Source organism: Alloprevotella sp. OH1205_COT-284 (assembly GCF_003859795.1).
Lineage (GTDB): Bacteria > Bacteroidota > Bacteroidia > Bacteroidales > Bacteroidaceae > Alloprevotella.
The window spans coordinates 1-11,087 of sequence record NZ_RQYI01000044.1; the positions used below are offsets into that span (position 1 = coordinate 1).

At 48.5% G+C, this 11,087-nt stretch carries 10 protein-coding genes; all 10 read right to left on the minus strand.

All coding sequences use genetic code 11. The annotated features are described in order from the left end of the window. Positions 1 to 143: 143 nt before the first annotated feature. Positions 144 to 1,271, minus strand: coding sequence for a hypothetical protein (locus EII14_RS08755; RefSeq protein ID WP_124932151.1), 1,128 nt, complete (start codon positions 1,269 to 1,271; stop codon positions 144 to 146). Between the two features lie 75 nt (positions 1,272 to 1,346). Then, positions 1,347 to 2,612, minus strand: coding sequence for a YhcG family protein (locus EII14_RS08760; protein WP_124932152.1), 1,266 nt, complete (start codon positions 2,610 to 2,612; stop codon positions 1,347 to 1,349). Positions 2,613 to 3,004: 392 nt separating this feature from the next. After that, positions 3,005 to 3,451, minus strand: coding sequence for a Fur family transcriptional regulator (locus EII14_RS08765; RefSeq protein ID WP_124932153.1), 447 nt, complete (start codon positions 3,449 to 3,451; stop codon positions 3,005 to 3,007). Positions 3,452 to 3,465: 14 nt separating this feature from the next. Next, positions 3,466 to 3,951 carry a hypothetical protein gene (locus EII14_RS08770; RefSeq protein WP_124932154.1) on the minus strand — a complete coding sequence of 162 codons (486 nt, stop codon included), beginning with the start codon at positions 3,949 to 3,951 and terminating at the stop codon, positions 3,466 to 3,468. An 80-nt stretch (positions 3,952 to 4,031) separates the two neighbouring features. Further along, positions 4,032 to 5,486 (minus strand): rod shape-determining protein RodA, encoded by a 1,455-nt coding sequence (rodA, locus tag EII14_RS08775; protein ID WP_124932155.1) that lies wholly within the window; start codon positions 5,484 to 5,486, stop codon positions 4,032 to 4,034. Then, the gene (locus tag EII14_RS08780; protein WP_124932156.1) at positions 5,476 to 7,326 is read right to left on the minus strand and encodes a penicillin-binding transpeptidase domain-containing protein; all 1,851 of its coding nucleotides are present in this window, start codon (positions 7,324 to 7,326) and stop codon (positions 5,476 to 5,478) included. Before EII14_RS08780 ends, rodA begins: the two co-directional genes overlap by 11 nt. Before the next feature lie 39 nt (positions 7,327 to 7,365). Then, positions 7,366 to 7,890 carry a rod shape-determining protein MreD gene (gene mreD / locus EII14_RS08785; protein WP_124932157.1) on the minus strand — a complete coding sequence of 175 codons (525 nt, stop codon included), beginning with the start codon at positions 7,888 to 7,890 and terminating at the stop codon, positions 7,366 to 7,368. A gap of 54 nt (positions 7,891 to 7,944) precedes the next feature. Next, the gene (mreC, locus tag EII14_RS08790; protein WP_124932158.1) at positions 7,945 to 8,802 is read right to left on the minus strand and encodes a rod shape-determining protein MreC; all 858 of its coding nucleotides are present in this window, start codon (positions 8,800 to 8,802) and stop codon (positions 7,945 to 7,947) included. A gap of 116 nt (positions 8,803 to 8,918) precedes the next feature. Further along, positions 8,919 to 9,956, minus strand: coding sequence for a rod shape-determining protein (locus EII14_RS08795; RefSeq protein ID WP_124932159.1), 1,038 nt, complete (start codon positions 9,954 to 9,956; stop codon positions 8,919 to 8,921). Positions 9,957 to 10,082: 126 nt separating this feature from the next. Next, positions 10,083 to 10,676 carry an IMP cyclohydrolase gene (locus tag EII14_RS08800; protein ID WP_124932160.1) on the minus strand — a complete coding sequence of 198 codons (594 nt, stop codon included), beginning with the start codon at positions 10,674 to 10,676 and terminating at the stop codon, positions 10,083 to 10,085. Positions 10,677 to 11,087 lie beyond the last annotated feature (411 nt).

Consider the following 11,087-nt stretch of genomic DNA (forward strand, 5'->3'; position numbering starts at 1 on the left):
ACATCTTTTACTTTGCGATCGGAAACGATTTGGTCGGCAAAACTAAGTTGGGAGCAGGGGGAGATCTTCATAGGGTAAAGATACAAAAAAAGAAAGAATTGATAAAATAAAAAAAAGAAAATAGTTTTGCAGAGGTCTCACTATTAGTGAATATCTTCCTCGAAAGTACTATCCTCTGTTACAAGTATAGGAAAATTCCTCTTTAAAAATAATTCACTAATAACGATTGGAGAGGGATGTCTGTAAGGATTTTTGTTTCCTACAGACATAGGACATAAGAAACCGCCCTTGTCAAAGGGGGTTGCTTTAAAAGATTTACCACTTCCATGGTGAGGTATTTGTATAGTTCCTATTAAGTCCCAATACCTTCCATAGAGCTTTCTAATATCCACTTTATTCAAATCACCATCCCCAGTATATAGGCAAGCAACTCTATGCGAATGACAATCAATATCAATATAGCATATGGAAAGGTCACAACTATAATGTCCCCTTATCCAAGAATGTTTATGTAAATCCTTTTTACATGATGGTCCTGAGTATAAGAACATCGAGTTTTCGTTAATGTTTCCGCTAACCCCCTTGCCCTTATAGATACCCCTGCCATTATAGACACCAATTATCTTTTTCTTTTCAACGTCCGTAATACCATACAAAAGGTAATCGGGATAAGTTTTCAATTTGCCAACATCAATACCTTCATTGTGCAATTTGTTTTGAAACTCATTGCTTCTAGTCTTAGATTGATAATTGAAGGGTATGTACACCCAATCGTTAAAACCATTTATGGTCAGTGGGGTTCCACTTTGTATTTCTGTTCTAGTCTCATTTATTTCTAACACATTCAAAGAGGGAATTTCTCCAATCTCCGTATCAGAACTTGGACGTACTCCAATAATCTGAGTTTCTATCCCAAAGAAGTCATTTGGATCGCTGACTAACTTTGCCAAACGTGATTGCCCTAAGGCCTTGTATATGTTTGAAAGAAATATCTTTTGTTCATCATGAAGAAGAGGGAGTACAACCCTCTCAATCTTCTTGACCGCTTTCTTTAATGTATCTATCAATGAAATATGATCTTTGTCAAAATGAGAGATAAAGAGAATGTGAATTACATCATCTTTTCTAAAACTCTGACTTACCACTCTTTGTTTGGCAAGTAACCTTGGGTTGGTCGTACCACAGTCATACACTATATTGATATTGCATGACGTGTGTCTTTCGGAATAAAAGGCTCCTTGACCGATAGGATGAAAAATTCTTTCAATCATGGCTTATGTAAATTAGTTATAACTATGCCTGTCACTCATTCAAGACAAAGGCTTAATCATTTATTTTGTAACAATCTATTTTATTGCTTTCGACAATTCCTCTTCAACCTCTTCTATACTAGGCAGAGCCGACTTCAAATTCTCAGGAATAGCCTTTGAGAGTTGGTAGTCGCTGACACCGATGGGCTGGTCGTAGCCAGAGAGGGCATATTGCGCCACTACTTTGTCGCCACCATTGCAGAGGAGCAAGCCGATGGTCTTGTTGTCGTGTTCGCCACGTAGCGTATCATCTACTACATTGATGTAGAGGTTGAGTTGTCCCATGTATTCGGGTTTGAAAGGTGTGGCTTTGAGCTCGATAACCACATAGGCGTGCAGTTGGATATTGTAGAGAATGAGATCGGCATAGAAATCTGAATCACCTACTTCAAAATGTTTCTGTTGCGCTACGAAAGCAAAGCCACTGCCCATTTCAAGCAGATACTTTGTGATGTGCTGCACGAGTTGTCGTTCAATATCTCGCTCATTCATCGCTTCCGTTTGCCCCATCATATCAAAGATATAAGGGTCTTTCATCAGATAGTTAGCGAGGTCGCTTTGTGGATTGGGGAGACGCACGGCAAAGTTATTCACTTTCTTAGCCTCAATCTGACGAGCAAAGAGATTGGTCTCAATCTGCATTTGCAGAACATTACTACTCCAACCATTAGCAACCGCCTGCGTTATGTACCAATAGCGTTCACCTAGGGGCAGTTTGCTATTCATTAGAATCACGTGGCTCGCCCAGTTGGTGCGAACGATGGGTGACTGCTTGAATACTTCTTCTATCTTTCTAATGTCACTGTCGTAGATAGTCGACAACGTTTCAGCAATAGCGCCTAATTGTGCAAGAGGTTGTTGCACAATTATATCTCTTTGATTTTCTGTGAATTGAATTAGTGCAAGAGGTTCTTGCACTAATAGATTGAGTTCTTTTGTTAGGTTCAAAACATACTCTAACGTTGGATTTTGAAGCAAGCTATTCACCTCAACCATTTTGTTCAGTATTTCCAGCGGATAAGCACTGGCGAACTGGCACATATAGAAGATGTTTCTGCGAGAGTATCCCTTCTTGTCAGGATATTGTGAGCGTATAGCCTTGGATAGATTGTCAATGACTTTGCTTCCCCAACCTTCTTTCTTTTGGAGGTAGAGAATAAAATGTCCTACTTTCCAGTAATGGAAAAGCATATCAGCATTAGCCGAAGCAATCACGCGCACCTGAGTTTGCTCAATATCCGTTCCGATAGCATGTACGATAGGAGCAAAGTCCTTGGGATTTGTAAGCTGCGTTATTGTCATATTAAAATTTAATACCCTCTGAGTTCATGTAGCTTACAGCTCAAAAACTCATTTAATTGAATGAATTTATATAAATACTCTTCATTTATAACCTCTTGGTGCCCGTCCTTATATTTGGTTGCAAGACACTGTTCGTCGTTTTTGTCTGTTATTTAAAAAGAGTGTATAATTCTATTTCTCATTTCTGTAATTTGTTTGATTGGAGAGAGAGGCTTTTGGGAAAATAAAGTCCGAAACCCATTCTTATATGCAGGGCTTCGGACAAGACCTTTGTGCGGTTTTGAAGTCTGCCGGACAGGAATGGTTCGGTGTAGCACTGATCTTCATAAAAAACTGCTTTGAGAACCCATTGGGAACTCGAAGCAGGGGTAGTTCTTGTCGTGGACCAGCCTTCAACGTTGCGACGAACAAGGCTTGCAATTCGGGCAAATGCCTTTGAGCACATAGTTGGCAGAATGGAGGTGGAAGCCCTCCGGCAAGTGGGGCGCGGGAATGGGCAAGCCCCTCAAACAATAGGTGTTGCGGCAGTTTTCGCAATAGAAATGGGTGTGAAGATCCGTCAGCCCGGCATGGAGATCTTCACCGCAATGGCAATCGTCGGGACAAAGGGCATATTTGAGCTGACCGCTGCCGTCCTCGACGGCATGAACGAGATGATGTTCCAAAAAACAAGTCAATGCGCGAAATATGGTGCTTTTGTCCACGGTCGGAAGTTTCGCTTCCAAATCGGTGAGCGAAAGTGCGCAATCGACCCGGGTGAGTGCACGGAGCACCAAGATGCGTCCGGCGGTGGGGCGGATGCCGCGTGTTTGCAAACGTGTTTCGAGAGGCGAGGTCATGGCTGTCGGGGTGGCTAAGGTTGGGGTACAAGGGGCGAAGCAGCCTCGGAAGGCTCTTCTCTTCCCGCCGATCCGTCGGCAAAACCCTGCGCATAGCCTCGACGATAGGCCTCGGCATAATTGCGGCGTTGGGCAGGATTGGGAAACTGCGAGGATTCATCGTAGGAGGCGCGCTCATCTCCATTGACGCCGTCTTCAAGACCGGCAAAGTAGCCGTCTTCGTAGCCGGCGTCAGAGGGTACGCGCAGATCCATCGTCACGGAGTCGGTCGGCACAACCGGAGCGGTGTGAAAACTGCCCGACGACCGGTCGGGGGCTATGGTCGTGTCGGGAGTGGCGAGTTGGAGAGAACTGTCGCGGCCGAAACCATGTTGGGGAGATAGCGGAACGTCGGTAGACCGTTTGAGATAGATCACAAGGCCTATGGCCGAGAGTATGATGAGCGTGAAAAGCACTATGCGGATGAAAGTGCTGAGGCGATCGGAAGAGGGTTGAGACATATCTGTGGAAAGCGAAAATGTGATGGAAGAAAGCAGAAAGGGAATGTGAAACGAGAGGGGCGGAATGTGACAAACGGCGTTCAACGCTTTTTGCGACCGGCATCGATGCGCAGAAAGATGAAGAGCAGCAGGGTGAAGCCCCACAGAGAGGAACCGCCATAAGAGAAAAACGGCAGGGGAATGCCGATGACGGGAGCCAAACCGAGCACCATGCCGATGTTGATGAAGACGTGAAAGAGCAAAATCGACAAAACGCAGTAGCCGAAGACTCGCCCGAAAGTGGAAGTTTGACGTTCGGCCAACAGGATGAGGCGGAGGATCAGTGCGAGAAAGAGCAGTAAAACGACACTTGCTCCCACAAAACCCTGCTCTTCGCCAACGGTGCAAAAGATGAAATCGGTGTCTTGTTCGGGCACATAGTCGAGTTTGGTCTGCGTGCCGTTCATGAACCCTTTGCCTTGCAGTCCTCCCGATCCGATGGCTATTTTAGACTGATTGACATTGTAGGAGGCATCGCGGTCTTCTTCAACGCCGAGCAGCACTTTGATGCGCGTGCGCTGATATTCTTTGAGGACATTGTTGAGGGCATAGTCGGAGGCATAGAGAAAGCCGATGCTGCCGATGCTGAAAATGCTGATGAGCAAAAAGGAACGCATGCGCTGACCGATCCATTGCACACCGAGATAAACTATCATCGCGGTCAAACCGATCAGTTGCCCCCAACTGACGTCGAAAGGCAGGATAAGACTCGAAAAGCCATAGGTGAGCAGGTGGAGCAACACACCGCCCGACAAGATGCGACGGGCGTGTTCGGGCTGTCGGGGATGATAGACTTTGAGCAGGCCGACGGTGAACAGCCAGATGAGCAAGAGCACCGAAAATTCGCCGATCGAAGCCGTCGTGCCGGGCAGGAGGTCGTAGCTGTAACCGATGCCGATGATAAAATAGGTCACGGCGGCCACGGCGCAAAACAGAATGCTGCCCGACATGCCTTCGCGGTAGAACATCAGAAAAAAAGCGAAGAACACGAGTGCCGAACCGGTTTCTTTTTGTAACACGATCAACAAGAGCGGCAGCAAAACATAGGCCGAGGCTTTGAAAAGGTGAGCCCGAACGTTGAGCGTAAAGCCGTTTTGACCGATGAGCTTCGAGAGCATTAACGCCGTGGCACATTTGGCAAACTCGGCCGGCTGCAAATTGACGGGGCCGAGGGAAATCCAGGACTTGGAGCCTTTGATGTCGTGCGCCAAAAAGGGAGTGACAAACAAAACGAGCATAATGATCCAATAGACGAGGTCGGCCATCATGTCAAAATAATGGTCGTCGAACATCAGGATTATTGCACCCAAGCCGAGCGCACAACTGATCCACAGCAACTGTTTGCCGGCGCGCGAGTCGAAAGAAAGAAAATCCAACTCTCCGAAACTGTGGCTCGCACCGCAAACGCTGACCCACCCGAAAATGAGCAGGCAAACAAACAACAGAAGCACCCATCCGTCGGCTCTGAAAGCAGGGTTGATGTGGTTATCGCGCATAGTTTCCGTATTTGATGATGCGATGTTGGAAAAGCTCGGCTTTTTTCCGAGAAGCCTCGGAGAGTTTGCCGGTGAGGTATTGCTCGATGATGAGCGAGCCGATCGGTACGGCAAAGTCGGCACCGAATCCGCCGTTTTCGATGTAGACGCACAGAGCGATTTTGGGTTTGTGCATGGGGGCAAATCCCATGAAAGCGGAGTGGTCTTGTCCACGGTTTTGTGCCGTTCCGGTTTTTCCGCACACCTCGATGTCGGGCAGATTTGCCCCTCTGCAAGTTCCACCGAGCACGGCGCGGCGCATACCCTCGACTGCATATTCGTACCATCGCCGATCGACCATGGTGTGGCGCGGGCGAGTGTAAGTGGTGTCAATGCGGCCGCCTTGCACACGGCGCGTCATGTGGGGCACATAGTAGAAACCGCGATTGGCGATGGTGGCACAAAGATTGGCCACTTGGAGCGGCGTGGCCGTCACTTCGCCCTGCCCGATAGAAATGGAGATGACGGTCAAGGCATTCCAGCTCTTCTTATACGCTTTGTCGTAGTAGTCGGCATTGGGTATCATACCCCGCCGCTCGCCGGGAAGGTCGATGCCGAGTTTGTAACCGAATCCCATGCGGACAAGGTGGTCTTTCCAACGCGTCATGGCAGTTTGCACATTGCCGTATTTCGGGCGATTACCAAACATGCGAAGCAAATTCCAGCAGAAATAAGCATTGCAAGAGGTCTGTATGGCCGAGAGCAACGGCGTCGGAGTGGTGTGACCGTGGCAGCCGAGGTGCAAACCCTTGTAGTTGAAACCATGATAGCAGGGAAAAGCCACATGCGGATCGATGCTGCCCTCTTGAAGCCCCATGAGCACTTGGGTCATCTTAAAGGTAGAACCGGGAGGGTAGGTGCCGCTGATGGCACGATTGAGCAGTGGCCGCATGGGATGTTGCATCAAGATGCGATGATGCTTTCCGCGATCGCGGCCGACCATGGTGCGTGGATCGTAAGACGGTGCAGAGGCCATGCAGAGCACCTCTCCCGTTTCCGGCTCGATGGCGACGATGGCACCAAGTTTGTTTTCCAACAGGCGTTCGGCCAAAAGTTGGGTTTGCAGATCTATGCCGAGCGTAAGATTTCGGCCGGGCTTGGCTTCTGTGTCATACTTTCCATCTTGATAATGGCCTTGTGTTCGACCGTGCACGTCGCGAAGCATGATGCGCATGCCCTTTTCTCCGCGCAACACTTTTTCATACGATCTTTCCACGCCGAGTTTTCCGATGTAGTCGCCGCTTTTGTAATAGCTGTCGCTATCTATGTCGGTTTGATTGACCTCGCCGACGTCACCGAGAAAATGGGCACCGATGCTTTCGGCATATCTTCGCACGGAACGCTTCTCGGCCGAAAAACCGTTGAAACGAAAGAGCTTTTCTCGAAATTTCGAAAATTCGCGAGCCGGTATCTGACTCATGAAAAGCTGGGGGGTGTTGCGAGAATAGCCCGGATGCTTTTTGGAGTCTTTGATGTCGGCCATGCGCTCGATATACTCCTCTTTGGTGATGCCTACCGTCCGACAAAAGTCGAGCGTATCCACTCCGCGCTGGTCTTGCATGGTGACGAGAATGTTGTAGGAAGGCTCGTTGTAAACAAGGAGTTTGCCGTTTCGGTCGTGTATCAAGCCGCGAGAAGGATAGATGATTTCCTTCCGAAAAGCATTGGAGTCTGCGCTTTTTCGATAGTCGTCGCTCATCAGTTGCAAAGAGAAAAGGCGTATGATGTAGACCACGATCACCACCGTGGCAATGGCGGCTATCGTGTATTTACGCTTTTCGTAACTGTAATCTTTGGGCATGGCGAGAAAAAAAAGAACTATGGCGCGAACGGAAAGACCCTACAAAGTGAAACGCTTGTTGAAACTCATGCGAATGTGCTCTATGGCCACCACAAAAAGGAATGTGAGCACCCAACTGGCTCCGATGTTGATGAACAATGTTTCGGGATCAAAAAGAGAGAAGTTTTCGAGCATGAAGAAAAGAGCAATATGCAAAAAAAAGGCAATGGCAGAAAGTTTGAGAAATCCCGACCATTTCATTGTTGCGGCAGAGGGCAGAAAATCTTCATCGAGTTTATCTTCGGGAGCAAAGATTTTCACCAACAAAGGTGTCAAAAGCCCGACCAATGTCATGGAGGCCGCGGCGGCTCCAATCGTGTTGCTGAACACATCTATCGCGATTCCCAGCAAGAAGCCCATGCACACGTAGCTCCATCGATCGGTGTGGTGCGGCTGTATGAGCAAAAAGTAGACATAGGGCATGGGGGTGGCATAGCCCATGAAATGAATGTGATTGAAGACCAACGTTTGCAGTAAAACGAGGAGCAAGAACCAGAATGAGCGAATGAAAAAGTTTTGCAGCATTTGTCGAAAATGTGATGAGAAGCACTTCCCTTTATGGGATCGGGGAAAACGGATTTATCGCTCCGACAGACTGTCGGCTTGGAACATCAGTGCGTCGATTTCGTTTTTGTAGGGTGTTGCAATGACATTAACATCGCGAAGATTGCCGAAATCATTGCCAAGCACGACGTTAAGTCGATAACTCTGTCCGTCTTTGGAATTGACAACTTTGTCTACTCGTCCCACAAAAATTCCCGGGGGGAACACAGCCGAATAGCCCGATGTTTCGATCACGCTTCCGCGTCGAGCTTTGGCATATCGAGGAACGTCGTCTACGTGTGCTTTTCGGGTACTTCGCCCATCCCATTGCAGGTAGCCGAAATAGTTTTTTCCACGAACCCGGCAAGATATGCTTGATTTGACATGCGTCAAGGGTATGATCAGCGAGTGGTGTTTTGAAGTCAGATAAACGATGCCGACAACGCCGCCACCACCGACAACTCCCATCTCCGGACGGATGCCTTCGGCCGTACCCCGATTGATGACGATATAGTTGTTGGCACCGCGCACTACTTTGTTGCTCACCACCTTTGCCGGTATCAGAGTGTAGCCGGTGAGTTGTTCGCTCACTCTTTTCTCGGTGTAAGTGCTGTCGTGTGTGACAGTGAGCAAGGCTTCGGAGAGGATGGCGTTTTCTTGTTGCAGACGTATGTTTTCCTCCGTCAGTTGCGTGTTGATTGTTTTGAGGCGGAAATAATCTTCTCCTTGTTTGTAGAGGTTATTGATGTGTGCCGTAACGCCGTTGGCGGCCGAAAGCCACACGCTTCCCTGATAGCTGTTGAAGCGAAAGAGCAACACGAAACTGACTACCTCCAACACCACAAAGATGAAGAGGTAGTTGTAGCGACGCAAAAAGTCGAGCAGATTTTGCATGATGTATAATAAAAACGGACTGATGAGGGTGAGAGGTGAATAAGGCCGATCTGCCTTTGTCGAAACCTATCAGCTTCATCAGCCCTTTCAGAGAGGGTGGCTTTTCTTTTTACGGATTATCTCATCAAACAGGGATATTCGTCAACGTTGGCCAATGCCTTTCCCGTTCCTTTCGCAACGCAGAGCAACGGATCTTCGGCCACGTGGAAAGGAATATTGATCTTATCGGTCAGGCGCTTGTCGAGGCCTCTGAGCAATGCTCCGCCTCCCGTCAGATAAATACCGTTTTTCACGATGTCGGCATACAGTTCGGGCGGCGTATTGGAGAGGGCGTTGAGCACTGCCGTTTCGATGCGGGCGATAGAGCGTTCAAGACAATGGGCAATCTCTTGATACCCCACGGGCACTTCCATGGGGAGTGCGGTGATGCGGTTGGGGCCGTAGACCACGTATTTCTCCGGAGCGATGTCGGCAGGCAGTTCTGAGAGGGCACTGCCCACGGCTATTTTGATGCGCTCGGCCATGCGTTCCGACACCGAAACGTTGTGTTTTTGGCTCATATACTCTTGAATGTCGGAAGTGAAGTCGTCGCCGGCCATTTTAATGGAGTTGTTCGAAACTATTCCCCCCATTGAGATGATGGCGATTTCCGTCGTTCCTCCACCTATGTCTACCACCATGTTTCCTTCGGGTGCATTGACATCCAATCCGATGCCGATGGCTGCTGCCAACGGTTCAAAAATAAGATAGACGTCGCGCCCTCCGGCATGCTCTGCGCTGTCGCGCACGGCACGCAGTTCGACCTCGGTCGATCCCGAAGGAACACCGATGACCATGCGAATGGAGGGGGTGAAGAGACGTCGGCCGGTGTGAACCATTCCGATCAAACCGCGCATCATTTGTTCGCAAGCATTGAAGTCGGCGATGACACCGTCGTGAAGAGGACGCACCACGCGAATTTTTTCGCTGGTTTTTTCATACATCAATTTGGCGCGCTCGCCTACGGCAATCGTTTTTTCCGTATTGGGATCGAGGGCAACGACCGATGGCTCGTTTACTGCAATTTCACCTTCCGAGATGATAATGGTGTTGGCAGTTCCGAGATCCATGGCAAGTTCTCGTTTCATCGAGAAAAAAGAAGAAAAAATACCCATTCTTGTGTTTTGAGAATTGATGGATTGGTGACTTTACCGTTTGCGCGCAAATCGCCGTTGTGAAACGCTCTCCGCTCGGATGCAAGCCATTTTGGGCGAAATCGTGAGACCGTAAAGGTATGCGGTTTATTTATTGAACCATTGGTGAATGGCGTCGTCGTAGTGGCTGCTGGTGGCAAAAGCGCGTGTGGCAAACCAACGACGTTGTTCGAGCGTCGTGGTCGCCCCTTGCGTGGTGACGATGTCGAGCAAGGGTTCGTATTCCGCTTGCGAAGGCACGATCACCACGTCGTTGAAGTTTTTTGCACCGGCACGAATGAGGGAAATGCCGCCGATGTCGATTTTTTCGATGATCTCCGCCTCCGACGCCCCTTCGGCCACTGTTTTTTCAAAAGGATAAAGATCGACGATGACAAGGTCGATTTCGGGAATTTCATATTGTGTCATCTGCGCCTTGTCGTTTTCCTGTTCGCGACGGCCGAGAATGCCGCCGAATACTTTCGGGTGCAATGTTTTGACACGTCCTCCCAAAATGGAGGGATAAGAGGTGAGGTCTTCCACACGTTCGCAGGGGAATCCGAGGCTCTCGATGAAGCTTTGCGTACCTCCCGTCGAGAGGAATCGCACCCCTTCCATGTGGAGTGCGGCAAGGAGGTTGTCGAGTCCTTCTTTGTGGAATACGGATACGAGTGCGGTCTTGATTTTGCGTTGCGTTGCCATGCGTTGATCGGAGTTTTGTGGATTGTGTGGCAAATGTACGATAATTCTTTTGATTACAAGGCCGTTTCCTCCGATTTTATTGTGCGATATGGCACTCGAATATTATTTTCGTAAGTGGGTATTCCAAATCGTCCCCGGTGTCTTTGCTTTTATCCTTTCGGACATATCGTCGTTGTCCGTGGCGTCGTCTTTTCAAAGCCTTGCAAAGGAAGCATAAACTCTACAAGGGAATAGAGGATTTTGCAGAGGTCTCCTTCATAGGGTAAAGATACAAAAAAAGAAAGAATTGACAAAATAAACAAAGAAAATAGTTTTGCAGAGGCGTAGAGTCAACCAGCAAGTGCAAAATTATGATATTCTTTTGTAGAACTCCGATTTAGGTGTTTCAAAATCGAGTTTTTGTCTTGGTCT

Bases quoted from the DNA above. Each gene is read 5' to 3' on its own strand.
- EII14_RS08765 (WP_124932153.1), bottom strand. From the start codon at position 3,451: ATGACCTCGCCTCTCGAAACACGTTTGCAAACACGCGGCATCCGCCCC.
- EII14_RS08800 (WP_124932160.1), bottom strand. From the start codon at position 10,676: ATGGCAACGCAACGCAAAATCAAGACCGCACTCGTATCCGTATTCCAC.
- EII14_RS08780 (WP_124932156.1), bottom strand. From the start codon at position 7,326: ATGCCCAAAGATTACAGTTACGAAAAGCGTAAATACACGATAGCCGCC.
- EII14_RS08760 (WP_124932152.1), bottom strand. From the start codon at position 2,612: ATGACAATAACGCAGCTTACAAATCCCAAGGACTTTGCTCCTATCGTA.
- mreD (WP_124932157.1), bottom strand. From the start codon at position 7,890: ATGCTGCAAAACTTTTTCATTCGCTCATTCTGGTTCTTGCTCCTCGTT.
- mreC (WP_124932158.1), bottom strand. From the start codon at position 8,802: ATGCAAAATCTGCTCGACTTTTTGCGTCGCTACAACTACCTCTTCATC.
- EII14_RS08795 (WP_124932159.1), bottom strand. From the start codon at position 9,956: ATGGGTATTTTTTCTTCTTTTTTCTCGATGAAACGAGAACTTGCCATG.
- EII14_RS08770 (WP_124932154.1), bottom strand. From the start codon at position 3,951: ATGTCTCAACCCTCTTCCGATCGCCTCAGCACTTTCATCCGCATAGTG.
- rodA (WP_124932155.1), bottom strand. From the start codon at position 5,486: ATGCGCGATAACCACATCAACCCTGCTTTCAGAGCCGACGGATGGGTG.
- EII14_RS08755 (WP_124932151.1), bottom strand. From the start codon at position 1,271: ATGATTGAAAGAATTTTTCATCCTATCGGTCAAGGAGCCTTTTATTCC.